Origin of the sequence: Citrobacter gillenii (genome assembly GCF_013337685.1) — a bacterium.
GTDB lineage: Bacteria > Pseudomonadota > Gammaproteobacteria > Enterobacterales > Enterobacteriaceae > Citrobacter > Citrobacter gillenii.
In genome coordinates this window covers 47,591-71,261 of the sequence record NZ_SUQN01000011.1, presented here as the reverse complement: position 1 = coordinate 71,261, position 23,671 = coordinate 47,591, and the positions used below count along the sequence as shown (strand labels likewise).

Annotated in this window: 22 protein-coding genes; 17 read left to right on the top strand and 5 right to left on the bottom strand. The window is 53.4% G+C overall.

What is annotated here, in order from left to right; genetic code table 11:
* Positions 1–5 precede the first annotated feature (5 nt).
* The 5 genes from pgaB (at position 6) to FCH32_RS21600 (ending at position 4,475) form a co-directional block, all read left to right on the top strand.
* Positions 6–2,027 carry a poly-beta-1,6-N-acetyl-D-glucosamine N-deacetylase PgaB gene (gene pgaB, locus FCH32_RS21620; protein ID WP_117343807.1) on the top strand — a complete coding sequence of 674 codons (2,022 nt, stop codon included), beginning with the start codon at positions 6–8 and terminating at the stop codon, positions 2,025–2,027.
* Positions 2,024–3,358: a poly-beta-1,6-N-acetyl-D-glucosamine synthase gene (gene pgaC, locus FCH32_RS21615; protein ID WP_174361498.1), complete on the top strand. Its 1,335-nt coding sequence runs from the start codon at positions 2,024–2,026 to the stop codon at positions 3,356–3,358. The genes pgaB and pgaC overlap by 4 nt, the downstream gene beginning before the upstream one ends.
* Positions 3,355–3,855, top strand: coding sequence for a poly-beta-1,6-N-acetyl-D-glucosamine biosynthesis protein PgaD (gene pgaD, locus FCH32_RS21610; protein WP_115257548.1), 501 nt, complete (start codon positions 3,355–3,357; stop codon positions 3,853–3,855). The genes pgaC and pgaD overlap by 4 nt, the downstream gene beginning before the upstream one ends.
* Positions 3,856–3,960: 105 nt before the next feature.
* Entirely contained in the window at positions 3,961–4,191 is a 231-nt protein-coding gene (gene yjdI / locus FCH32_RS21605; RefSeq protein ID WP_115257549.1) for a 4Fe-4S mono-cluster protein YjdI, read from the top strand.
* An 11-nt stretch (positions 4,192–4,202) separates the two neighbouring features.
* Positions 4,203–4,475 (top strand): GNAT family N-acetyltransferase, encoded by a 273-nt coding sequence (locus FCH32_RS21600; protein ID WP_096755814.1) that lies wholly within the window; start codon positions 4,203–4,205, stop codon positions 4,473–4,475.
* A gap of 45 nt (positions 4,476–4,520) precedes the next feature.
* Here the strand turns inward: FCH32_RS21600 and FCH32_RS21595 are convergent, their stop codons facing one another.
* Complete coding sequence (locus tag FCH32_RS21595; RefSeq protein WP_096755815.1) at positions 4,521–5,450, bottom strand: LysR substrate-binding domain-containing protein; 930 nt, start codon at positions 5,448–5,450, stop codon at positions 4,521–4,523.
* A gap of 298 nt (positions 5,451–5,748) precedes the next feature.
* Here FCH32_RS21595 and FCH32_RS21590 point away from each other — a divergent pair, with 298 nt between their 5' ends.
* The 7 genes from FCH32_RS21590 (at position 5,749) to FCH32_RS21560 (ending at position 14,345) form a co-directional block, all read left to right on the top strand.
* A complete protein-coding gene (locus FCH32_RS21590; RefSeq protein WP_338075331.1) occupies positions 5,749–6,447 on the top strand; it encodes an ankyrin repeat domain-containing protein in 699 nt (232 codons plus the stop codon).
* Positions 6,448–6,462: 15 nt separating this feature from the next.
* Positions 6,463–7,362, top strand: a complete 900-nt coding sequence (locus FCH32_RS21585; protein WP_174361522.1) for an oxamate carbamoyltransferase subunit AllH family protein — start codon at positions 6,463–6,465, stop codon at positions 7,360–7,362.
* Positions 7,340–8,887 carry an acyl-CoA synthetase FdrA gene (fdrA, locus tag FCH32_RS21580; protein WP_174361497.1) on the top strand — a complete coding sequence of 516 codons (1,548 nt, stop codon included), beginning with the start codon at positions 7,340–7,342 and terminating at the stop codon, positions 8,885–8,887. The genes FCH32_RS21585 and fdrA overlap by 23 nt, the downstream gene beginning before the upstream one ends.
* Positions 8,887–10,305, top strand: a complete 1,419-nt coding sequence (locus FCH32_RS21575) for a YlbE family protein (protein WP_096755819.1) — start codon at positions 8,887–8,889, stop codon at positions 10,303–10,305. The genes fdrA and FCH32_RS21575 overlap by 1 nt, the downstream gene beginning before the upstream one ends.
* Before the next feature lie 117 nt (positions 10,306–10,422).
* Complete coding sequence (locus tag FCH32_RS21570) at positions 10,423–11,973, top strand: xanthine permease (protein WP_096755820.1); 1,551 nt, start codon at positions 10,423–10,425, stop codon at positions 11,971–11,973.
* Between the two features lie 26 nt (positions 11,974–11,999).
* Positions 12,000–12,950 carry a carbamate kinase family protein gene (locus FCH32_RS21565; RefSeq protein ID WP_115257552.1) on the top strand — a complete coding sequence of 317 codons (951 nt, stop codon included), beginning with the start codon at positions 12,000–12,002 and terminating at the stop codon, positions 12,948–12,950.
* 12 nt (positions 12,951–12,962) lie between these two features.
* Positions 12,963–14,345: an amidohydrolase family protein gene (locus FCH32_RS21560; RefSeq protein ID WP_174361496.1), complete on the top strand. Its 1,383-nt coding sequence runs from the start codon at positions 12,963–12,965 to the stop codon at positions 14,343–14,345.
* Positions 14,346–14,396: 51 nt separating this feature from the next.
* Here the strand turns inward: FCH32_RS21560 and FCH32_RS21555 are convergent, their stop codons facing one another.
* Positions 14,397–15,302, bottom strand: coding sequence for a nickel/cobalt efflux protein RcnA (locus tag FCH32_RS21555; protein ID WP_174361495.1), 906 nt, complete (start codon positions 15,300–15,302; stop codon positions 14,397–14,399).
* Positions 15,303–15,421: 119 nt separating this feature from the next.
* On the opposite strand from FCH32_RS21555, the gene rcnR reads away from it, so the two are divergent.
* Positions 15,422–15,694, top strand: coding sequence for a Ni(II)/Co(II)-binding transcriptional repressor RcnR (gene rcnR, locus FCH32_RS21550; protein WP_016154292.1), 273 nt, complete (start codon positions 15,422–15,424; stop codon positions 15,692–15,694).
* A gap of 52 nt (positions 15,695–15,746) precedes the next feature.
* Here rcnR and FCH32_RS21545 read toward each other — a convergent pair whose 3' ends face one another.
* Complete coding sequence (locus FCH32_RS21545; protein WP_135911457.1) at positions 15,747–16,976, bottom strand: amino acid permease; 1,230 nt, start codon at positions 16,974–16,976, stop codon at positions 15,747–15,749.
* Between the two features lie 142 nt (positions 16,977–17,118).
* Positions 17,119–17,574, bottom strand: coding sequence for a multidrug/biocide efflux PACE transporter (locus FCH32_RS21540; RefSeq protein WP_115257555.1), 456 nt, complete (start codon positions 17,572–17,574; stop codon positions 17,119–17,121).
* 101 nt (positions 17,575–17,675) lie between these two features.
* On the opposite strand from FCH32_RS21540, the gene FCH32_RS21535 reads away from it, so the two are divergent.
* The 3 genes from FCH32_RS21535 (at position 17,676) to FCH32_RS21525 (ending at position 21,000) form a co-directional block, all read left to right on the top strand.
* Positions 17,676–18,560, top strand: a complete 885-nt coding sequence (locus FCH32_RS21535) for a LysR family transcriptional regulator (protein WP_174361494.1) — start codon at positions 17,676–17,678, stop codon at positions 18,558–18,560.
* Positions 18,561–18,663: 103 nt separating this feature from the next.
* A complete protein-coding gene (locus FCH32_RS21530) occupies positions 18,664–19,842 on the top strand; it encodes an acetyl-CoA C-acetyltransferase (RefSeq protein WP_096755827.1) in 1,179 nt (392 codons plus the stop codon).
* A gap of 474 nt (positions 19,843–20,316) precedes the next feature.
* Positions 20,317–21,000: an oligogalacturonate-specific porin KdgM family protein gene (locus FCH32_RS21525; protein WP_096755828.1), complete on the top strand. Its 684-nt coding sequence runs from the start codon at positions 20,317–20,319 to the stop codon at positions 20,998–21,000.
* Positions 21,001–21,167: 167 nt separating this feature from the next.
* Here FCH32_RS21525 and FCH32_RS21520 read toward each other — a convergent pair whose 3' ends face one another.
* Entirely contained in the window at positions 21,168–22,343 is a 1,176-nt protein-coding gene (locus FCH32_RS21520) for an oligogalacturonate lyase family protein (RefSeq protein WP_096755829.1), read from the bottom strand.
* A 459-nt stretch (positions 22,344–22,802) separates the two neighbouring features.
* Here FCH32_RS21520 and kduI point away from each other — a divergent pair, with 459 nt between their 5' ends.
* A complete protein-coding gene (gene kduI / locus FCH32_RS21515) occupies positions 22,803–23,639 on the top strand; it encodes a 5-dehydro-4-deoxy-D-glucuronate isomerase (protein ID WP_096755830.1) in 837 nt (278 codons plus the stop codon).
* Positions 23,640–23,671: the final 32 nt, after the last annotated feature.

Sequence of the window (23,671 nt, the reverse complement as noted above, 5' to 3'; positions counted from 1 at the left end):
AGAACATGCTGAAAAGATGCCTGTGGCTTGGCGCACTCATCGCTGGCTGGTTGATGATCACCGCGTGTAGTAGCGCGCACAATACGACGCCTCGCTATGTTCCTCCAGGAGAGAGAACCGAGCTGACGGCGGACCATCCGTGGCCAAAAAATAGTTTCCTGGTGTTGGGTTATCACGATGTTGAGGATGGCGCAGCGGATCAACGCTATCTTTCTGTACGTACCAGTGCGCTGAGCGATCAGATCGGCTGGTTGCGTGACAACGGCTATAACCCGATCAGCGTGCAGCAAATTCTCGATGCCCATGACGGAAAAATCGTGCTGCCTGAAAAAGCCGTCTTACTTACCTTTGATGACGGCTATAGCAGCTTTTATACCCGCGTCTGGCCGCTGCTAAAAGCCTACAACTGGCCTGCGCTATGGGCGCCGGTGGGAAGCTGGGTGGATGCCCCTGCCAACAAAAAAGTGGATTTTGGTGGCCTGATGACGGCCCGAGACAAGTTCGCTACCTGGAAAATGGTTGAGGAAATGGGCAAATCGCCGCTGGTGGAAGTCGGGGCGCATACCTGGAACTCACATTTCGGCGCAGAGGCGAACCCGCAGGGCAGTAAAGAACCGGCGGTGGCGAACCGTCTGTATGACAAGAAAACCGGTACGTATGAAACGGATGAGCAGTACACTCGCCGCATTAATACTGATATCTCGTTGATCACCAACAAAATTAAGTCTGTAACCGGGAAATCGCCTCGCGCGTGGGTGTGGCCGTACGGTGCTGCTAACGGTACGACGTTGAATTTGGCCAAAGAGCACGGCTATAAAATGGCGTTTACGCTCAACGAAGGGTTGGCGAATGCGGCGTTCCTTGATGATATTCCGCGTGTACTGATCTCAGATAACCCTTCTCTTAAGCGTTTTGCCAGTCAGGTCGCTCAGGTACGTGAACCGCAGACCATGCGCGTGATGCATGTCGATCTGGATTACGTGTATGACAAGGATCCTGCCCAGCAGAAGAGAAACATCGATAAGCTGATCCAGCGTGTTTACGACATGCGCATTTCACATGTCTTCCTGCAGGCGTATGCCGACCCCAAAGGCGACGGGAATATTCGCGAACTCTATTTCCCTAACCGTTGGCTGCCGATGCGTGCCGATCTCTTTAACTACATCTCCTGGCAATTACAAACGCGTGCTGGCGTGACGGTTTATGCCTGGATGCCAGTGCTGGCGTTCGATCTCGATGCGTCTATTCCGCGTGTCACCGCATGGGATCCGAAAACCGGACGCAGTGCGATTAACCACGAACAGTATGTGCGTCTGTCTCCCTGGAGTAGCGAAGCGCGTCAGCGCATTACCGAGATCTATGAAGACCTGGCGAAGCACGCCAGCTTCAAAGGCATATTGTTCCATGATGATGCATTCCTGACGGACTTCGAAGATGCCTCGCCGGATGCGTTAGCCGCCTACCGCGCTGCGGGCCTTCCGGACAGCATTGAGAAAATCCGTAACGATCCGCAGGCGTTTGAGCGCTGGACTCGCCTGAAAAGTAAGATGCTGATCGACTTTACCCAGCAACTGACACGTTCGGTGCGTAATATTCGTGGCCCGCAGGTACAAACGGCGCGCAATATTTACGCCATGCCGGTACTGGAGCCAGAAAGTGAAGCCTGGTTTGCACAAAACCTGAATGACTTCCTCAATACCTATGACTGGACTGCACCGATGGCGATGCCATTAATGGAGAATATTCCAGCCAATGATGCCAATGCCTGGCTCGACAGATTGGTGAATGCCGTTGCGCAGACCCCAGGCGCGCTGGATAAGACCGTGTTTGAGCTGCAGGCACGCGACTGGCGTAAATCCGGCGAACAGGCCGAAATCAGTGGTAAACAGATAGCCGAATGGATGCGCCAGCTTAAATTAAGCGGTGCAGGTAACTACGGTTATTATCCGGATGATTTCATCAGCGACAAACCCGAGATGTCAGAGATTCGCTCGACGTTCTCATCATATTGGTACCCGCAAAAATGACCGATCGCATTATTGCTTTCCTGATACTTTGCCTGATGTTCAGCCTGCCGTTTGGCGTGGCTGTCATCTTTACGGGTGAAGTGATGCTGAACTTTGTCTTCTTCTGGCCCTTGTTCATGTCTGCTTTGTGGATAAGCGGTGGGGTGTACTTCTGGTTTTACCGTGAGCGCCACTGGAAATGGGGAGACGATACACCGCCACCGACGCTGGAGGGGAATCCGCTGGTTTCGATTTTGATCCCTTGCTACAACGAGGGGATCAACGCCCGCGAAACTATCGGTGCCGCGCTGGCGCAGCGCTATAAGAACATTGAAGTTATTGCCATTAACGACGGTTCAACGGACGACACGCACGACGTGCTGGAACAGTTGGCAATTGAGTACCCCAGCCTGCGGGTGATTCATTTAGCTGAGAACCAGGGCAAAGCGCTGGCGCTCAAGACCGGTGCAGCCGCTGCGCGTAGCGATTATCTGGTGTGCATCGACGGTGATGCGCTACTGGATCGCGATGCGGTGGCCTATATTGTGGCCCCGCTGATCCAGTTCCCGCGTGTGGGGGCGGTAACCGGGAACCCGCGTATCCGTACCCGTTCCACGTTGATCGGCCGCGTGCAGGTCGGCGAGTTTTCGTCAATCATTGGTCTTATCAAGCGTACCCAGCGAGTCTATGGGCAGATCTTTACCGTCTCCGGCGTGATTGCGGCGTTTCGCCGTCGTGCGCTGGCTGAGGTGGGATACTGGAGTCCCGACATGATCACCGAAGATATCGACATCAGTTGGAAGCTGCAGTTGCGCCACTGGTCGGTATTCTTTGAACCGCGGGCGCTGTGCTGGATCCTGATGCCTGAAACCTTAAAAGGGTTGTGGAAACAGCGTCTGCGCTGGGCGCAGGGTGGGGCTGAGGTGTTTATTGTTAACATGCGCCGCCTGTGGTCGTGGGAATTCCGCCGCATGTGGCCGCTGTTCCTCGAGTTCTGTTTTTCGACCGCCTGGTCGTTTGCCTATGCGGTCAGCATCCTGCTGTTCGTGTTAGGGCTGATCATGCCGATGCCTGACTCGTTATATGTGCAGCATCTGTTCCCGCCAGCCTTTACCGGACTCATCCTCGGCGTGGTCTGTTTACTGCAGTTTGCCGTGAGCCTGATGATCGAACGACGCTATGAAAAAGGCATTGGCGCCTCGTTGTTCTGGATTATCTGGTTCCCGGTGGTGTACTGGATGCTGAGCCTGTTTACCACGCTGGTGGCGTTCCCCAAAGTGATGCTCAAACGCAAACGCGGGCGCGCGCGCTGGGTGAGCCCTGACCGTGGAATAGGGAGGATCGAACCATGAACCAGCCACTGATCTTTACCGAGCGGCGTCTCCTGCCACGCATAATTGACGTGCTGTTGACGCTGATTGCCTGGGTTGGGTTTCTGTACCTGATTTATAAAGGGCTGATTACCGCGCTGGCGCACTCACCGTATATGGGCGTGCGGCCGTTTTTCACCACCCTGGATACGGTGACTTTTTACATGCTGGTCGCCTTAATCAACGGACTGGTGCTGATTGGCTGGGCGAAGTACAACCAGTACCGTTTTCGGGTGGAACGACGCAACCGCAGACCTGGGCTTGAACATCATGAGCTGGCAGAAAGCATGCGTATTACCCCGGAACTGGTAACAGAGCTCAACAAAGCCAGGGTGCTGACGGTGCATCACCATGAGAATGGTGAAATCAGTCACGTCGATGTGGACAAGCACATTGCCGATAACCGGTTGCCGCCGCCCACGCCGGCCATGCTGACGATGCTGCCGGAAAGAACGCTCGAGTCTGAAGACGCAAAATAATGACCCTCAGGCGGCATGAGACAATTTGTGCCGCCTGTTACATCCTTCAACCCTGCATCGGACTATGATTAGACTCGGTACAATAAAAATAACTGAGGCAATGTCATGGATAAGGAACTACTGGATGCAGGCTACCGGGCCTATACCGGTGAGAAGATCGACGTCTATTTCAATACGACAATGTGCCAGCACTCGGGGAACTGTGTGCGCGGCAGCGCGAAGCTGTTCAACCTCAAGCGTAAACCGTGGATTATTCCTGATGAAGTTGATGTTGCCACGGTTATCAGGGTTATCGATACCTGCCCAAGCGGTGCGCTGAAATACCGTCAGAAATAAGTGAGGGAACCATGGAAATTCTTGCAGGCCATAACAAATTTTATGTGAATGATGCGCAGGGCAACCAGGTCGCTGAAATCGTCTTTGTGCCGACTGGCGAGCATCTGAGCATTATTGAACATACTGATGTCGACCCGAGTCTGAAAGGTCAGGGCGTGGGTAAACTGCTGGTGGCAAAGGTGGTGGAGAAAATGCGCGCCGAAAACCGCAAGGTTATTCCACTGTGTCCATTTGCCAAACATGAGTTTGATAAAACCCGCGAGTATGACGATATCCGCGCCTGATATGCGCAGTTGTAGGCCGGATCGGCGCCGCCGTCATCCGGCATCTCATTCCCGATGCAGCAGATCCTGATAAATCCCCGTCAGAACCCCGTGTGGGCCAAACTCCTTTTTAATCCACTGAGTGACCCGGCCGGTTGCCGAGTGCTGGGTTGCCAGCAGCATACGTGAATCCTGACGCGGGTTATGGATCTGACGCGTCACCAGCAGCGACTTCTCCATTGCCTCACGCACCATGTAGTCCGGCAAAAAGCCAATACCTTCGCCGAGGATCTGGCACTGACATTTGGTATTAAAATCGGGGACCAGAATGGACTCCTGCCCGTGCAGCAGCCAGCCGACCTTCTTGTTAATGGTATGCGCGGTGTCTTCGACCATGATGTTTGGGTACAACCGTAGCTGACTTTCTGAAATAGGTTCAGGCATAAACGCCAGCGGGTGATCCGGGGCAATGGCAAACGACCAACGGATCGCCCCTATCTCGGTGTAATCAATTCCGCCGCCGTCCAGTAATGTGTCCGGCGCGCCAATGGCGATGTTGGCCTGGTTATTAATTATGGAATCCCAGACGCCGTTATACACTTCGGTGGTCACGGTTATCTGGCAGGTTGGAAACTGCTTTTTGAGGGCCTGCAACAGCCGCGCGGTATGCTGCGGGGTGTAGAGCAACTGGTTAATGCAGATGCGCACCCGCGCCTCAATACCCTGAGCGATGGTATCAATACTGCGCTTGATGGCGTGGAAGTCGTTTAGCAGGTCGGTCGCCTTGCGGAAGAAATAACGCCCGGACTCGGTTAGCTCAATGCTGCGGGTATTGCGGGTAAACAGCACCACGTCGAGCCCCGTTTCCATTCGCTTGATGGTGTAGCTGATGGCGGAGGTGGTTAAACCCAGCTCTTCGGCGGCCTTGCTAAAACTGCTGTAGCGCGCAGCCATGGTGAACGCCAGCAGGTTCTCCTCGGTAAAAATTGAATTCATCCTCTCTCCCTTCGGGCTCGTCTACCCCCTGCCATACGATGATTGTTGAATGTATTTGTAATCCTTATGCAGAGCAACCAGTTTTGAACAGAATTTAACACTAGGTTCACATTTGATTTGAAGGCAATCACACTTCTGTCTTTTAGTTGCAGGCCGCTATCCGTGCAGCATCCCGCTTTATTTCCCGGATGACTGAATAATGTCTAAAAGAGCAGCGGTCATAAGAGAAAGATTGCACTACAGCACGTTTTTGCTCTCATTATTAAATACTATTCAATAATCGACTCGCTAACGATGAATGAAATTTAAGCGGATGTTATTCCCATCTCTCTGTTGCTATTCTCAGGTTATCGGAATTTTAAAAAGCCTTAAAAACTGCAGGAGAAGGATTATGTCAGAGAAAGAACTTATTACTGAATTTCTGCTGGCGGCAGAGCAGGGCAATGCGCAGGGATTAACATCCTGTCTGGCAAAAAATGTGGATATTAATGCGACCAATCGCCAGGGGCGTACCGCCATCATTATTGCCAGCCTGAATAAACATTATGACTGCGTGTCTTTATTGATTGAGGCCGGCGCCGATATTAATAAACAAGATCAAACCTGTTTTAATCCCTTCCTGATTAGCTGCCTGACCAATGATTTAACGCTGCTGCGTTTGGTGTTACCGGCTAACCCTGATCTCAATGTTCTCAGCCGTTTTGGCGGCGTTGGCATTACGCCTGCCAGCGAAAAAGGCCACGTGGAGATCGTGCGTGAACTGCTGCTGCGTACCGACATCAACGTTAACCACACCAACTTTGTCGGCTGGACGCCGCTGCTGGAAGCCATCGTACTCAACGACGGCGGCGCAAAGCAGCAGGAAATCGTCAAGCTGCTGCTCGACAATGGTGCGAATCCGCACATGACGGACAAGTACGGCAAAACCCCGCTGGAACTGGCGCGGGAGAAAGGGTATCACCAAATTGCCGAGCTGCTGATTGCCGCCGGAGCTTGACCGAGGAGCGCCACTATCGCCACGCCATCACGGCGATGCGTAACGGCGCTAACCGCCGACGGCGCGTTTCTTGAATTTCGGGGAACGGGGCGTGTAGAACAGGTTTTTTCCCGCGCGGTAAACCTGTTCATACCCGAGCTGCAGCGATTGTTCACCTTACTGAGCGAGAGCGGCGATAACGCGCCTAACAGTTGTCGGCTGGCGCTGACGCATTGTGAAGATCTGTTTCATCCCGGCGAGCCGGTGAGTTTTACCGAGACGGGGATAGCCGTTGGCACGGATAAATGGATAGCAACCTCCGGGTGCCAGACCTGGCAAATGCCGAGTTGGTCGCCAGATGCAGACCGCTTCGCAGCAATTTCCTGGCGTTGCTGGGCAGAGGTTATCCGCCAACAGCTGAATCACCGCGACACATTATTTTTGTACCAGGGCGATAACCCGTTTTATCAGGAAATCGCCCGTGAATTACAGAACCGCCGCCGGGCATTAATCGCCGCCCTGAATAATGGCGAAAATATTTCTTTCGCAGTTGGCCAGTTAATCGGTCTGGGAATTGGCTTAACGCCATCATCCGATGATTATTTAGTTGGACTGAGTACGGTTTTATTTATTAACGGTCATCCGTTAAAAAAACATCAGCACGATTTTTTAGCAGCATTACGGATTGCCGGAAATAACACGACGCTGCTCAGTAAAATAACGCTGGAAGAGGCTTTTCATCAGCGTTATCGGGAAAGCGTTGCACGACTGGTAACCCATATTATTACGCGGCAACACCACGTTGCTACGCCATTTATTACTGACATTAAAAATATCGGCTCAAGTTCTGGCTGCGACATGCTGTATGGCATGGCGGACGCCTGCACCCTGAGCCATCGGTCCGGAGGGAATTATGTCGATCAGGATAGTTGTTAAAAAGAACACGTATTTTGATTCTGTGTCACTGATGTCTATCTCAACGCGCGCTAACAAGCTCGATGGCGTGGAGCAGGCGTTTGTGGCGATGGCAACGGAAATGAACAAAGGCGTGCTGAAGAATCTCGGCCTGCTGACGCCTGAACTGGAAGAGGCGAAGAGTGGCGATCTGATGATTGTCATCAAGGGTGCGAGCGAGGCGGCGAACGCGCAAACGCTGGTGGCTATCGATGAGCTGTTCACGCACAAGGAGCAGGGCGGCCAGCACGAAGCACGCTATGCCACGCTTGCCAGTGCGAAGAAGCACGTTCCCGACAGCAACCTGGCGGTGATTTCGGTCAACGGCCTGTTCGCGGCCCGTGAAGCGCGTCAGGCGCTGCAAAATAACCTCAACGTGATGTTGTTCTCTGACAACGTGTCCCTCGACGATGAGCTGGCGCTGAAACAGCTGGCGCACGAAAAAGGGCTGTTGATGATGGGGCCGGACTGCGGAACCGCCATTATTAACGGTGCGGCGCTGTGTTTTGGTAACGCAGTGCGTCGCGGCAATATCGGCATTGTCGGCGCATCCGGCACCGGTAGCCAGGAACTCAGCGTACGTATTCATGAATTTGGCGGCGGTATTTCCCAGCTGATTGGCACCGGTGGACGTGACCTGAGCGAAAAGATTGGCGGCCTGATGATGCTCGACGCGATTGCCATGCTGGAGGCCGATCCGCAAACCGAGATTATTGCGCTGATCTCCAAACCGCCTGCGCCTGCGGTGGCCCGAAAAGTGCTGGATCGCGCGCGCACTTGTCACAAACCGGTGGTGGTGTGCTTCCTCGGACGTGACGCCGCGCTGGCGGATGAAGACGGATTGCAGTTTGCCCGAGGCACCAAAGATGCGGCGCTGCGCGCGGTCCTGCTCAGCGGCGTGAAAAAAGAGAGCCTGGATCTGCATCCGCTCAACTGGCCGCTGATTGAAGAAGTGCGCGCCCGTCTGACACCGCAGCAAAAATATATCCGTGGGCTGTTCTGTGGCGGCACGCTGTGCGATGAGGCGATGTTTGCCGCGATGGAAAAACATGCCGAGGTGTACAGCAACATTCACCCGGACCCGGCGTTCCGCCTGCCGGATATTAACCGCAGCGTGGCGCATACCTTCCTCGATTTTGGTGATGACGACTTCACCAACGGCAAGCCGCACCCGATGATCGACCCGACCAACCGCATCAGCCGTTTGTTGCAGGAAGCGCGGGATCCTGAAGTCGGCGTGATCGTGATGGATTTCGTCCTCGGTTTTGGATCGCATGAAGATCCGGTGGGCGTGATGATCGAGGCGATCGCTGAGGCGAAAGCGATCGCTGCCGCAGACGGACGTCCTCTGGAGATCCTCGGTTATGTACTGGGAACCGACCAGGATACGCCATCACTGGAAAAACAGTGCCAGATGCTGACCGATGCCGGGGTTATCTGGGCGAGCAGCAGCACCAACACCGGATTGCTGGCGCGTGAATTTATCTGTAAAGGGGAGGAAGCCTGATGAGCCAGACGCTGTTTACCCAGCCGCTGAACGTGATTAACGTCGGCATCGCGATGTTCAGTGATGACCTGAAAAAGCAAAATGTACCGGTGACCCAGCTCGACTGGACGCCGCCGGGCCAGGGCAATATGCAGGTGGTTGCCGCGCTGGACGAGATTGCCGATTCGCCGCTGGCAGACAAAATTGCTGCCGCAAACCAGCAGGCGCTGGAACGTATTATCCAGTCGCACCCGGTGCTGATTGGTTTTGATCAGGCCATCAACGTGGTACCGGGCATGACCCGCAACACCATCCTGCACGCTGGGCCGCCGACCCGTTGGCAAAACATGTGCGGCGCTATGAAAGGGGCCGTGACCGGGGCGCTGGTGTTTGAAGGACTGGCGAAAGACCTCGATGCCGCCGCCGAGCTTGCCGCCTCCGGTGAAATCATCTTCTCGCCGTGCCACGAGCACGACTGCGTCGGTTCGATGGCGGGCGTCACGTCGGCCTCAATGTTCATGCACATTGTGGAAAACAAAACCTACGGCAACCGCGCATATACCAATATGAGCGAGCAAATGGCGAAGATCCTGCGTATGGGGGCGAACGATCAGAGCGTTATCGATCGCCTGAACTGGATGCGCGACGTGCTGGGACCGATGCTGCGCGACGCCATGAAGTTGGCGGGGGAAATTGATCTGCGCCTGATGCTGGCGCAGGCGCTGCATATGGGCGATGAATGCCACAACCGCAATAATGCCGGGACGGCGCTGCTGATTCAGGCGCTGACCCCATGGATTATCCAGACCGGCTATCCGGTGGCGCAGCAGCGCGAGGTCTTTGAGTTTGTCCTTAGCAGCGACTATTTCTCCGGACCGACGTGGATGGCGATGTGCAAAGCCGCGATGGATGCTGCGCACGGTATTGAATACAGCACCGTGGTGACGACGATGGCGCGCAACGGCGTTGAGTTTGGTCTGCGCGTCAGTGGGTTACCAGGCCAGTGGTTTACCGGCCCGGCGCAGCAGGTGATTGGCCCGATGTTTGCGGGCTATAAGCCGGAAGATTCCGGGCGTGATATCGGCGACAGTGCGATTACCGAAACCTACGGCATTGGCGGTTTTGCCATGGCGACGGCGCCGGCCATCGTGGCGCTGGTCGGCGGTACAGTTGAGGAAGCGGTCGACTTCTCTCGCCAGATGCGTGAAATCACCCTTGGCGAAAACCCGAACGTCACTATTCCGCTGCTCGGTTTTATGGGCGTACCTACCGCTATCGACATTACGCGCGTTGGCAGCACCGGCATTCTGCCGGTGATCAACACCGCGATTGCCCACAAAGATGCGGGGATCGGCATGATCGGTGCGGGAATTGTCCATCCGCCGTTTGCCTGCTTTGAAAAGGCAATTCTCAGCTGGCGCGATCGCTACTGCCAATAACCATAACCAGGGGCTAATGCCGTTAGCCCCTGGTCGCGAAGCGAATAACGTTGCTTACCTGCAGGGCTGGGCGATCCCCGCGATCGCAAACGATGCTTAACCTGTAAAGGATATTCCATGAACAGCACAAAACTAGAATGGAAACGGGGTGACTGGGCGGCTTACTTTGGGCTGATGACCAACAACCTGACTAACCTGCTGACAATGATGGGGTTGCTCATCTTTGTCGTCGGGATCCCTACCGAAATTGTCTACGGCCGTATTGCGCCTGCCTTTGGTCTGGCGGTGCTGGTGGCCAGCGTCTGCTACGCCTGGTTTGGCCTGCAGATGGCAAAACAGACCGGACGTAAAGATGTGACGGCGCTGCCTTCCGGGCCGAGCGCCCCGTCAATTTTCACCGTCACCTTCCTGGTGCTGATGCCGGTGTATCAGCAAACCAAAGATGCCAACTTTGCTATCCAAATCGCGCTGGTGTGGTGTTTTGTCGAAGCGTTGATCCTGGTTGGTGGCTCGTTCCTTGGTGAGACCATCCGCAAGATGATCCCACGCACGGTGCTGCTCTCTTGTTTATCCGGCCTGGGTCTGCTGCTGCTGGCGATGAACCCGATGCTGCAGGCGTTTGAAGCGCCAACCGTATCGTTCATCGTGCTGCTGCTGATCTTCATTAACTGGTTCGGTAAGAAGCCGATTTTTGCCCGTATCCCTACCGGCCTGCTGCTGCTGATCGCCGGTACGGCATTGGCGTGGATCTCCGGCCTGCAAAGCCCGGAAGCGATCAAAGCGTCGATGTCTTCCTTTGGCTTCAATCCGCCGGAAATTCACGTCGACAGCTTCCTGCAAGGCTTGCCGCACGCACTGCCGTATCTGGCTTCTGCGGTTCCTCTGGGACTGGCGAACTACATTTTTGACCTTGAGAACATTGAAAGTGCGCACGCCGCAGGCGATGAGTACAACACCCGTAAAGTCATGATGGCGAACGGCTTTGCATCAATGCTGGGCTGCATGTTGGGTAATCCGTTCCCGGTTACCGTGTATGTCGGACACGCGGGCTGGAAAGCGATGGGGGCCAGTATCGGCTATACCCTCGCGTCGGGGATCACCATGTTTCTGGTGCCGCTGTTTGGTCTGGGCGCGTTTATGCTCGCCATTATTCCGATGACCGCGATCGTGCCGATACTGGTGTTTATCGGCGTGGTAACCGCTAACCAGGTGGTGCGAGAAACGCCCAAAGTTGAGGTGCCCGTCATCTTCATCTGTCTGTTCCCGTGGATTGCCAACTGGGCGTTAACCATCGTGAACAGCGTGATGGGGGCGGCGGGAACGTCAGCGGCTAAACTCGGAACCGACCTGCTGCACAGTAAAGGCGTGTACTACGACGGGTTGGTGCACCTCGGTAGCGGCGCGCCGCTGGCCAGTATGCTGTGGGGTTGTATCGCCATCTTCGCCATTATCAACAAACCATTACGTGGGGCGATTGCCGCCGCCGGTGGGGCGCTGCTGTCGCTGTTTGGCGTGATCCACTCCCCGGCCGTTGGGTTTGCTGAAGGCAGTTCGCTGATGTTTGTCATGGCCTACCTGATGATGGGCGGGATGTTCGTGATAAAGCATGTGCTCGACAGCCGTGAAGCGGTGACTGCCCTTGAGCAGCAACCGACCAAAACCTCCTGAATCGCTTTGCTGTGGAAGATGACGCTATGAAAGAACTTGTGGTCGTTGCCATTGGCGGCAACAGCATTATCAAAGATAACGCCAGCCAGTCGATTGAGCACCAGGCTGAAGCCGTAAAAGCCGTTGCCGATACGGTGCTGGAGATGTTGGCATCGGACTACAACATTGTGCTGACGCACGGCAACGGGCCGCAGGTGGGACTCGATCTGCGGCGCGCAGAGATTGCCCACGAGCGTGAAGGCTTACCGCTGACGCCGCTGGCAAACTGCGTCGCCGATACCCAGGGTGGCATTGGTTATCTGATCCAACAGGCGCTGAATAACCGTCTGGCGCGGCGTGGCGAACAGAAAGCGGTCACCGTGGTCACGCAGGTGGAGGTCGACAAAAACGATCCGGGATTTGCCAACCCCACCAAACCGATCGGCGCGTTCTTTAGCGACGCTCAGCGTGATGCGCTACAGCTGGCCAATCCGGGCTGGCGCTTTGTTGAGGATTCCGGGCGCGGCTACCGTCGGGTCGTCGCTTCGCCGGAGCCGAAGCGCATCGTCGAAGCCGAGGCGATTAAAGCACTGACCCAGCAAGGCTTTGTGGTGATTGGCGCGGGCGGCGGTGGGATCCCGGTGGTACGTAGCGATCAGGGGGATTACCAGAGCGTAGATGCGGTGATTGATAAAGATCTCTCCACCGCGCTGCTGGCGCAGGAGATCCGCGCCGACGTGCTGGTGATCACCACCGGCGTTGAGAAAGTGTGTATTCATTTTGGCAAGCCTGAGCAGCAGGCGCTGGACACCGTGGATATTGCAACAATGACCCGCTACATGCAGGAAGGGCATTTCCCGCCGGGCAGTATGTTACCCAAAATCGTTGCCAGCCTGACGTTTCTCGCCCGTGGCGGCAAACGGGTGATCATCACCACGCCGGAATGCCTGCCCGCCGCGCTGCGCGGTGAAACAGGCACCCATATTGTCCATTCCTGAAAGGAGATGCGAATGAAGGAAAGTAACAGCCGCCGTGAGTTTTTAAGCCAGAGCGGAAAAATGGTCACCGCTGCCGCGCTATTTGGCGCGGTCGCTCCGGTCGCGTATGCTGCGGATCCTGTCGGGACAACCCGTTGCGCGAAGAACACGATGACGATTAACGATAAACACTACTACCTGGATAACGTCCTGCTGGAAGCGGGATTTGATTACGAAAACGCCGTGGTGGTGCATACCCGTACCGCACTGCAAACCGTAGAGATTCAGGACGGGAAAATTGTTGCGCTGCGTGAGAATAAGCAGCATCCGGATGTCACGTTGCCGCACTACGATGCAGGCGGAAAGCTGATGCTGCCCGCCATGCGCGACATGCACATCCATCTGGATAAAACCTTTTATGGCGGTCCGTGGCGCTCACTCAACCGCCCGGCGGGCACCACTATTCAGGATATGATTCGCCTGGAACAAAAGCTGCTGCCTGAACTGCAGCCGTATACGCAAGAGCGTGCGGAAAAGCTTATCGACCTGCTGCAATCAAAAGGTACCTCGATTGCCCGCAGCCACTGCAATATTGAGCCGGTTTCCGGGCTGAAAAATCTGGAGAATCTACAGGCGGTGCTGGCGCGTCGTCAGCCGGGTTTTGCCTGTGAGATCGTGGCATTTCCGCAGCATGGCCTGCTGTTATCGAAGTCTGAACCGCTGATGCGTGAAGCGATGCAGGCGGGGGCGCAGTACGTAGGTGGGCTGGACCCAACCAGCGTGGACGGGGCGATGGAGAAATCCCTCGATACCATGTTCCAGATTGCGCTCGATTACGATAAAGGCGTGGATATCCATCTGCATGAAACCAGCCCGGCAGGCATGGCGGCGGTGAATTACATGGTGGAAACGGTAGAGAAAACCCCGCAGTTGAAGGGCAAGCTGACCATCAGCCATGCGTTTGCGCTGTCTACGCTGAACGAGCAGCAGGTGGATGAACTGGCGACCCGCCTGGTGGCGCAGCAAATTACCATTGCTTCGACGGTGCCGATTGGCACGATGCACATGCCGCTGAAACAGCTGCGCGACAAAGGTGTAGTGGTGATTACCGGCACCGACAGCGTGATCGACCACTGGTCGCCGTACGGGCTGGGGGACATGCTGGAAAAGGCCAATCTGTACGCGCAGCTTTATATTCGCCCTAACGAACTCAACCTGTCGCGGGCGCTGTTCCTTGCTACCGGCGATGTGCTGCCGCTCAACGATAAAGGCGAACGCGTATGGCCAAAAGCACAGGATGAGGCCAGCTTTGTGTTGGTGGATGCCTCCTGTTCTGCCGAGGCTGTCGCTCGAATCTCTCCCCGTACCGCAACCTTCCATAAAGGCCAACTGGTGTGGGGGAATGTGGCGAGCTAGTCAGGTTTCACGCGCAGCGGCAAAGGTCGTTGCGCGCTATTGTGACTCGTGTTACCCCACGATCCCCATATAACCGTGAATGCCCATATATACGCCGACCATAGCAATCAACACACTGGAAAAATAGGGGGCTTTGCGCGCCAGCGTGTTAAACCCGCTCCAGCGTTTGGCTGCCTGCTGCACGCTGATGGCCGCGCCTACACCCACCGTAACCAGCGTTATTGCCAGACCGACGCTAAAGCACAACACCATGGTGGCCCCCAGCGTAAAAGCTTTGAGCTGGATGCAAATCAGCAATACGGTGATGGCGGCAGGGCACGGGATCAGCCCGCCGGTCAGGCCAAACAACAAAATTTGCCCGTTGGTAACCTCTTTACCCGCAAAGCGGCGCTGGATATCCGTGGCATGCGCCCGTTCGTGGGCATCCTGATACTCTTTTGAACCTTCAGCAAAGCCTGCCAGCGCGGCATGATCGTGTTCGTGGTGATGATCATGATGATGAGCGTCGTGGTGAGCATGATGATGGTGGTCATGGTCATGGTCATGGTCATGGTGGTGATCATGGTGATGGTGATGATCGTGCCCGTGGTCGTGATGCGCGTCGGCCAGCCAGTTCTGCTCCCCGCGCCATGTGCGCCAGAACATCCACAATGCGGTACTCAGAATAATAATCGCCGAGACAAACTGTAACCAGGGTTCGACCGCCTGGGCGGTGAAGGCTTTGCTGATATACATCCCACCCAGTGCAATCAACCACACCACGGCGGTGTGCGACAGCGTCGCCGCCAGTCCCAGCATGATCGCCTGTTTGATGGTGCCTTTAATGGCGATGATAAAGGCCGCCATCATGGTCTTGGAATGCCCCGGCTCCAGGCCGTGCAGCACGCCCAATAAAATCGCACTGGGAATAAAGAACCAGGCGTTGCCCTGCTGAAGATGCGTCGAAAATTCACCCATGAGAATGATTCTTAGTTGGTTTGTTTCGTCAGATTCTACTCCCCCCCAGTACCGAATACTACCCCCCAGTAGATCGGCACGGTATAGTACGTCATGATTTATGCAACGGGGACAGGACGATGTCACATACGATCCGCGACAAACAAAAGCTCAAAGCCCGCGCGAGTAAGATTCAGGGGCAGGTAGCCGCGCTGAAAACTATGCTTGATGAACCGCATGAATGCGCCGCCGTTTTACAGCAGATTGCGGCAATTCGCGGCGCGGTAAACGGATTAATGCGTGAAGTGATTAAAGGTCATCTGACCGAGCATATCGTGCATCAGGGTGATGAAATCAAGCGTGAAGAGGATCTGGACGTCGTGCTGAAGGTGCTGGACTCCTACATCAAATAATTCAGTTTAACGGCTCATCCACATAGTGGAATGAGCCGTTAAACAACACGTTCTAGCCAAAAAACATCACAGATACGCACAGCAGACCGACAATCAGGGTGATCAGATTGCCTACCGAGCGGTACGGCTTCAGGGCCGGGATCAGATAGGTAGACAACGTCGGCATGATGAACAAAATCATGGCGATCAGCGGCCCGCTAATCGCGTAAATCATTGAAATTGCATTTGGATTAATGCAGCAAATGATAAACGTGATGGTGGAGACCAGCATAATAGACAGGGCGCGGTTAAAGGCCCGGCTTTTCTTCACACCAACCTGGTGCAGCGACGTTTTGACCAACTCTGTCGCCCCTTCAATCACGCCAAAGTAGGTGCCGAGGAACGATTTTGACATCGCCACTACGGCGACGATGATCCCGGAAATCGACAGCCATGCGGGCGCGTTGGGCATCATCGACAGCGCGGACAGAATGGTCACGCCCTCGTGCTTCGCATCTTCAATGTAATTTACCGGAATCGACATCAGACAGCTGAAGACGAAAAACAGCACGCTCAGGCAGATGATAACGTAGGCGACTTTCATGATTTTTTTGCATTTACCCATGGCCTGCTCGCCGTATTTCTCACGTCTGTCGATAGCAAACGTGGAGATAATCGGCGTATGGCTAAAAGCGAAAACCATCACGGGAATCGATATCCAGACCTGATGCAGCGTGTGCTGATCAAACGACATCTGGCCGGTGAGTAACGTTGGCTGCCAGCTTCCGGTCAGGTAGAGCGACAGAAACAAAAAGTAAGCGATCAGCGGGAATACCAGAAAACCCATCACCCGAATGGTGGCCTGGCGACCCATCAGAAAAATCAAATTCAGCACCAGCACTACGCCGAGACTGACCAGCATACGTACGCGGAGATCGATCTCGATATGTTTTGCCAGCTGTTCGGTGAGTGAGTTGGTGATCGCCACGGCGTAGATCAGCACCACCACAAAGAAGGCCACAAAATAGAGGGTGGTAATCAGGCTGCCTATCTTTTTGCCGTAATAGTGGGTGACTGCGCCAGTGATCCCTTCACCCGCTGAGGTTTTGGATGACAGAATAAACTGGCACAGCGCTTTATGTGGCCAGTAGGTTAAAGGCCAGGCGACGAGTGCGGTGATAAACAGCACCACCGCACCAGCAGAACCCAGCTGTATGGGGAGGAAAAGGGTTCCTGCGCCGACGGCAGTCCCGTATAACGCGAAGCTCCAGAGAGTCTCTTCTTTTGACCAAATTTTCGACATTATTTGAACGTATCAACTATAAAATAAACAAAAAGAAGCGCAATTTACCACAAATGAGCGGGGCTGGGGGAGGTGTGAGCATGTGGGCGGGAGAAGGGATGAATAGCCGGAATGGAGATAATTCCGACTATTCATTGGATTATCAGGCAGTAACGCGCTGCTGGCGACGTTTCATTACGCGCTCGCGTAATGTGTCATACGCCCAGTTATAAAACATGGTGTACGGCAGGAAGAACAGGAAGAAACCAATTTCCAGGGTGAATGCTTGCAGCAGGCTGACGTTCAGCACATACGCCATAATGCTCACCCCAATCACAATAAACCCACTTTCAAAACCTAACGCGTGAAATGCGCGGACCTTAGCCGTACGTTTTACCAGGTGAGTCGGCCATAAGCGGTCAAACAGGGCGTTATAAATGATATTCCAGATCATCGCCGTGGTCGCCAGAAGTATGGTCAATCCGCCCATTTCCAGCACTGAGCGCTGCATCAACCACGCGGCGGTTGGCGCGAGAACGGCGGTGGCAATACCCTCAAAACAGACGGCGTGAAAAATACGTTCCATTAACGAACGGCGTTGGACTGTATCGTGTTGCATAATCTGAAACCTTCTTTGATGCCCGGATAACGGAATAGTGGTAATTTTATCGTTTTATGTGATATCTAAAAGATAGGATCCATCGATAAAGTAGATAGTTTATGCGCTACTCTCCTGAAGCATTAACGGCATTTGTTGAGACCGTCTCCTGCGGCTCATTTTCTGCGGCGGCGCGGCGGTTACGCAAAAGTCAGTCCACCATCAGCACGGCGATAGCCAATCTGGAAGCCGATCTCGGCTTTGCGTTGTTTGACCGCTCTTCACGTCAACCCACGCTCACCGAGCAAGGCAAACGGATTCTTGGCTATGTGCAGGCGATTCTGTCGGCCAGCGAGCGGCTGGACGAGGCGGCGATTTCGCTGTCGGGTGCAACGGAAGCACGTCTGACTTTTGTGCTTTCGGACACCCTGCATCCGGATGTGTTGGAAGATTTGATGGTGCAGTTTGACCGACTGTTTCCGCACACCGAGTTTGAATGTCTGATTGGCGAAGATGAGGACGTAATCGATCTGCTGCAAAAGGGACGTGCGCAGGTTGGTCTCCTTGAAGCGCGCGAGGATTACCCCACGGACATGGGTGTCACGCGCCTGCCGATGCAAACCTTGATGGGATTGTACGTGGCGGCTTCGCACCCGCTGGCGGTGCAGGAAAAACTGCAGTGGGAGCAACTGCGTACCTGGCGCGAACTGCGGCTAAATACCTATCTGGAAAGCGGCACTAACGTGGCGCGCGGTCCGGTGTGGTCAGCGCCTAACTATTTATTGTTGCTCAGTATGGCGGTGCAGGGATTTGGCTGGTGTACGCTGCCTTGTGCGCTGGTGGAGGAGTTTGCAGCGGAAAAACCGCTGGCACAGCTGAAGGTACCTGGCTGGCCTAAGGCTATCTCTATCGATTTGCTGTGGAACAAGAAATCGCCGCCTGGCGTGGCGGGAAGCTGGCTACGCGATCACTTACAACAGGGTGGCGTTTCGATGATAGATAAATGATACACATTTCCTTTGTGATAAAACTCACCATTTTTTAAACAACTAAGATAACTATTCTTAACAATCATCTACTATTGCGCTGTCATTTTGCGCTGAGGTAGTGATGAAAGAGGTTGTGATAGTGGGGGCGTTGAGGACACCGATTGGCTGTTTCCAGGGTACGCTGGCACGCCACTCTGCCGTTGAGTTAGGCAGTATGGTGGTCAGGGCGTTAATGGAACGCACCGGGGTGGATGTTCACTCTATTGATGAAGTGATCCTGGGTCAGGTCCTCACGGCGGGGGCAGGGCAAAATCCGGCACGCCAGTCTGCCATTAACGGAGGACTCCCCAACACCGTTTCCGCCATCACCATTAACGACGTTTGTGGCTCGGGCCTGAAGGCGTTGCATCTGGCGACGCAGGCTATCCAGTGCGGTGAAGCCGACATTGTGATTGCCGGTGGACAAGAGAATATGAGCCGTGCCCCACATGTCCTGACCGACAGTCGCACCGGGGCGCAACTCGGTAATAGTCAACTGGTCGATAGCCTGGTGCACGACGGTCTGTGGGATGCTTTCAACGATTATCACATGGGCGTTACCGCGGAAAACCTGGCGCGGGAATACGGTATCAGCCGTGAATTACAGGATGCCTACGCGCTTCACTCGCAACACAAAGCGCGTATGGCGATCGATGCTGGGCGGTTTAAAGATGAAATTGTGCCCGTGGTCACTCAGCGTAACGGGCAATCGATAGTGGTGGATACCGACGAACAGCCGAGAACCGATGCCAGCGCAGAAGGGCTGGCGCGTCTGGATCCTACCTTTGATCGTTTGGGGTCCGTTACGGCGGGTAACGCGTCATCAATAAACGATGGTGCTGCTGCCGTGATGATGATGAGCGAAGCCAAGGCCCAAGAGCTGAACTTACCCGTGCTGGCGCGCATTCGTGCCTTTGCCAGCGTCGGGGTTGATCCTGCGTTGATGGGCATTGCGCCGGTGTACGCGACGCGACGTTGCCTGGAACGAGTTGGCTGGCAATTGGCGGATGTTGATCTTATCGAAGCCAACGAAGCGTTTGCCGCGCAGGCGCTTTCTGTCGGCAAAATGCTGGAGTGGGATGAACGCCGGGTGAATGTGAACGGTGGGGCCATTGCGCTCGGTCATCCGATTGGGGCGTCCGGCTGCCGTATTCTGGTTTCACTGGTCCATGAAATGGTGAAACGCCGGGCGCATAAAGGTCTGGCAACGCTGTGCATCGGCGGCGGTCAGGGTGTGGCGCTGGCCATCGAACGTGACTGATCCGCTCTAAATTAATCCTCTCAAATACGCCTTCCTGCCGCGCTGTCCATGCAAATGTGACAGCGCTCACCTGTTATATTTTGAAATAAGTAAAATCTATTCAGAAAAACTCTGAAGCAAAATCTTTCCTCTGATTTACCCTTTTCGCTTATAACTTAATTAATAATACAAAAGCGTATAATTATCACAGGTAATATAACTTGCGTTATTAACTGCGTGTTTTATTGTATCTCATTGTTTTTAATGTCAATTGTTGTGATTAATACTTCTGCTATTCATTTTAAATAAAATGAACCGTGATCATGATCTTTGTTTTCGGGTTTTTAGATGATTTTTGTTTGATATTCATCACGCTGTTGTTGTCCATTTTTTTTGAAACAAATAATTACGATCATGATCACTAAAATAGTGGTGTTAAAAAAATAAAATGCAATTCCATAAAAAAGGAACATCATTTTAATTTGAGGGTAGCATATGTTTAAGAACACTCTGGTGCTTGCGTCTTTAATTGGTGCGTCATTTGCAGCGCAGGCTGTCACCGTTGACTTACGACATGAATATATTGATAGCGGGTCTAATGCTGATCGCGTGTCGGTGTCGCATCGTTTTGAAAATGGTTTAGGTTTTACCGTTGAAGCAAAATGGAAATCGGGTGGTGATAAAGCTGACCAGCCTTTTGCTGATGTAGTGGGTAACGGTCATGAAGACTCAATTAACTGGCGTTGGAAAGCAACCAGCAATATTGCGGTAACGCCAGGTCTGACACTTGAAAGTAATGACAGCCGCACCATCTACAAACCGAACCTGCACCTGCAGTACAGTTTTGAGAATGGTTTCTATGTCGCTACCCGCTATCGTTATGAATATACACGCTATCCTTCAAGCTCCAATAAAGAAGATGATAAGGTAAACCGTGGGGATGCGTGGGTTGGTTTTGTGCTGGGTGACTGGCGTACTGAGCTGAACTATGTTTACGCCAAAAGCACCGAAGGTGTAGCGCGTAATAATAATAAAACCTACTCCAATGAATATAATGCCAAGTTAGCCTATAAGTGGGATAAAAACTGGGCACCGTATGTTGAAGTCGGGAACGTGGGTGTGAAAACAACGGATGAGCGTCAAACTCGTTTCCGTATGGGCGTCGCCTATTCTTTCTAAATACCATCAATAGCTGGCGAAATACCCCGGAGATGTTGGCCGGGGTTTTCTGCTGCTTATTATTTATAGTATTGAGCTTTTCTATTAATAAAAAAAGCCCTCCGCGAGGAGGGCAAGGCCAGTTACAGAAACATTAAATTAAAAACAGGGCACAATCATTTCGGGGACTACAGTTGAAACAGTTCCGGCTGCTCGGGCAGTTTGGCAATGTACAACGCCGGTTTGCCATCTTTGTCTGAGCTAAAAAGTACCGCGCGATCGTCTGGTGTAAACGACGGATGCGGGTGGGTGACCTGACGGCTGTTTGCCACGGTAGCCCAGGAAGTATCGTGGCGTGCGATGCGGAAACAGCTTTTCTTCGCTACATCAAATCCATACAGATAAGGGTCGTTATCGATGGTGTAACCGCCAGTATCCTTCACGTCTACCGGTGTACCTGAACCATCGCCGACCAGCAACGTGCCATCAAAATTGCTCATTAAATGCGAGCAGGCAGGCATTAACATTACGGCTTCATTAACGCCGGTATCAGGATTGTAGCTGGAGATGGTGCGTCCTTGCTGACCTTTCAGGTACGAGACATAGACCAGTGCCGAGCCGTTCGGGACCCAAAATTCATGGGTGCAACTTTCACCCTGCGCATGATCCTTAACTTTACGCACGTTACTGCCGTCTTCATTGACCAGCCACATTCGCGCATCGACCAAATCGTGCGGACCTTCATGGCAGAAAGCGACGGTGTTATCGTCGAACGGACGGTAAATCGGATGACCCAGCCAGTTTTTCTCTTCGTGAATCACCGCGCTGTCGCCGGTACGTAAATCGACGCGCAGCAGTCGGCAGTGCGGGCCTTTATGGAAGAAGTCATGGAACAGCTGCCAGCTGTTTAACGGTGTCCAGTCGCTTTTAGCAATTTCGATACCGACCAGTTTTGTACAGTCGCTGTTGGCAACCCAGGTACCGTAGCCCACCCAGTCATCAGACACGCGGTACACTTCGCGTTCTGCCAACGTCTTGAGATTCACTTCCAGCAGGGTGCGGTCGTTTTTGACATAGTAGAGGGCGCTGTCGTCCGGCGATAAAAAACCGCCGAAGGTATTATCACCTGCGCCTTCGGTCAACTGAACGGCTTCGGCTTTGGCAAGATCCAGTAAATAGTAGTTCCAGTGACCATCAAACTCACCGGCGAACAGCAGGTGACTGCCATCATTAAAGAAGCATTTCTGATAGAAATAGTTTCGATGACAGGTTACTTCCGGTGGGGTCAGTCGGGTGACTTCCACGCCTGTATCCGGATCGCGGCTGATCTCATAGTTCAGCTTGACCCGCATGCCTTTAGCCATAATGCACTCCTTTTACCGTACGCAGGATTTTAGCAATCTGCGTCAGCACCCAGATTTATGATGAATTTAAAAACCAAGTGATAATTTATCAAAACAGTGTTTCATCATGTGTGATTGATGACGCAATTTGTAACAAAAAGCATAAGAAAGCATTTCTGCGGCGAGAGGTTGTTGAATGCTTTATCTCTACCTCCATGGAGTTATCATTTCTTATTATTTTGCATCTATCTGTTTTATATGGTTTTTAAATCCAGTTGTTTTTTGTTATCTGCCGATTTTCCGTCACTAGCGTGATCGCAACTACACTTTTGATAATAAGATGCAGAAAAAGTGAAACATCGTTTTAGTTGTAATTGAAAACGCGTTCCGAGAGAGATATCATTAACGCATTAGGAAAAACGGAACGATGTTTCGCTATCCGATAACGTATTCACGGTCAATTTATCACTGGAGGTAAATGTGGACGTAAGACAAAGTATCCACAGTGCGCATGCTAAAACCCTGGACACCCAGGCGCTGCGTAACGAATTTTTGGTAGAACAGGTATTTGTCGCAGACGAATACACCATGGTTTACAGCCACATCGACCGTATTATTGTCGGCGGGATTATGCCGGTGGCCAAAACCGTTTCCGTTGGTGGTGAAGTTGGCAAACAGCTGGGCGTAACGTATTTCCTCGAACGCCGTGAGCTGGGCGTGATCAACATCGGTGGTCCGGGCACGATTACCGTCGATGGTCAATGCTATGAAATCGGTCACCGCGATGCGCTGTATGTCGGTAAAGGTGCCAAAGAAGTGGTGTTTGCCAGCCTTGATGCGGCAACTCCGGCGAAGTTTTACTACAACTGTGCACCGGCACACACCGCGTACCCAACCAAAAAAGTCACGCCAGCAGACGTTGCGCCGGTGACGCTGGGCGATGATCTCACCAGTAACCGCCGTACCATCAACAAATACTTTGTGCCGGATGTTCTGGAAACATGCCAGTTGAGCATGGGTCTGACTGAACTGGCGCCGGGTAACCTGTGGAATACCATGCCGTGCCATACCCATGAACGCCGCATGGAAGTCTATTTCTACTTCAATATGGAAGAAGACACCTGTGTATTCCACATGATGGGGCAGCCTCAGGAAACGCGCCATATTGTGATGCACAACGAGCAGGCTGTTATTTCTCCAAGCTGGTCTATCCACTCTGGCGTGGGCACAAAAGCCTATACGTTTATTTGGGGTATGGTCGGCGAAAACCAGGTCTTTGATGACATGGATCACGTTGCAGTAAAAGATCTGCGCTAGTCGCGGGCGGCCACTCAGCCTGTCGGTGATGG

Coding starts and splice junctions, on each gene's coding strand:
- pgaB (WP_117343807.1), top strand. CDS start 6: ATGCTGAAAAGATGCCTGTGGCTTGGCGCACTCATCGCTGGCTGGTTG.
- pgaC (WP_174361498.1), top strand. CDS start 2,024: ATGACCGATCGCATTATTGCTTTCCTGATACTTTGCCTGATGTTCAGC.
- pgaD (WP_115257548.1), top strand. CDS start 3,355: ATGAACCAGCCACTGATCTTTACCGAGCGGCGTCTCCTGCCACGCATA.
- yjdI (WP_115257549.1), top strand. CDS start 3,961: ATGGATAAGGAACTACTGGATGCAGGCTACCGGGCCTATACCGGTGAG.
- FCH32_RS21600 (WP_096755814.1), top strand. CDS start 4,203: ATGGAAATTCTTGCAGGCCATAACAAATTTTATGTGAATGATGCGCAG.
- FCH32_RS21595 (WP_096755815.1), bottom strand. CDS start 5,450: ATGAATTCAATTTTTACCGAGGAGAACCTGCTGGCGTTCACCATGGCT.
- FCH32_RS21590 (WP_338075331.1), top strand. CDS start 5,749: ATGAAATTTAAGCGGATGTTATTCCCATCTCTCTGTTGCTATTCTCAG.
- fdrA (WP_174361497.1), top strand. CDS start 7,340: ATGTCGATCAGGATAGTTGTTAAAAAGAACACGTATTTTGATTCTGTG.
- FCH32_RS21575 (WP_096755819.1), top strand. CDS start 8,887: ATGAGCCAGACGCTGTTTACCCAGCCGCTGAACGTGATTAACGTCGGC.
- FCH32_RS21570 (WP_096755820.1), top strand. CDS start 10,423: ATGAACAGCACAAAACTAGAATGGAAACGGGGTGACTGGGCGGCTTAC.
- FCH32_RS21565 (WP_115257552.1), top strand. CDS start 12,000: ATGAAAGAACTTGTGGTCGTTGCCATTGGCGGCAACAGCATTATCAAA.
- FCH32_RS21560 (WP_174361496.1), top strand. CDS start 12,963: ATGAAGGAAAGTAACAGCCGCCGTGAGTTTTTAAGCCAGAGCGGAAAA.
- FCH32_RS21555 (WP_174361495.1), bottom strand. CDS start 15,302: ATGGGTGAATTTTCGACGCATCTTCAGCAGGGCAACGCCTGGTTCTTT.
- rcnR (WP_016154292.1), top strand. CDS start 15,422: ATGTCACATACGATCCGCGACAAACAAAAGCTCAAAGCCCGCGCGAGT.
- FCH32_RS21545 (WP_135911457.1), bottom strand. CDS start 16,976: ATGTCGAAAATTTGGTCAAAAGAAGAGACTCTCTGGAGCTTCGCGTTA.
- FCH32_RS21540 (WP_115257555.1), bottom strand. CDS start 17,574: ATGCAACACGATACAGTCCAACGCCGTTCGTTAATGGAACGTATTTTT.
- FCH32_RS21535 (WP_174361494.1), top strand. CDS start 17,676: ATGCGCTACTCTCCTGAAGCATTAACGGCATTTGTTGAGACCGTCTCC.
- FCH32_RS21530 (WP_096755827.1), top strand. CDS start 18,664: ATGAAAGAGGTTGTGATAGTGGGGGCGTTGAGGACACCGATTGGCTGT.
- FCH32_RS21525 (WP_096755828.1), top strand. CDS start 20,317: ATGTTTAAGAACACTCTGGTGCTTGCGTCTTTAATTGGTGCGTCATTT.
- FCH32_RS21520 (WP_096755829.1), bottom strand. CDS start 22,343: ATGGCTAAAGGCATGCGGGTCAAGCTGAACTATGAGATCAGCCGCGAT.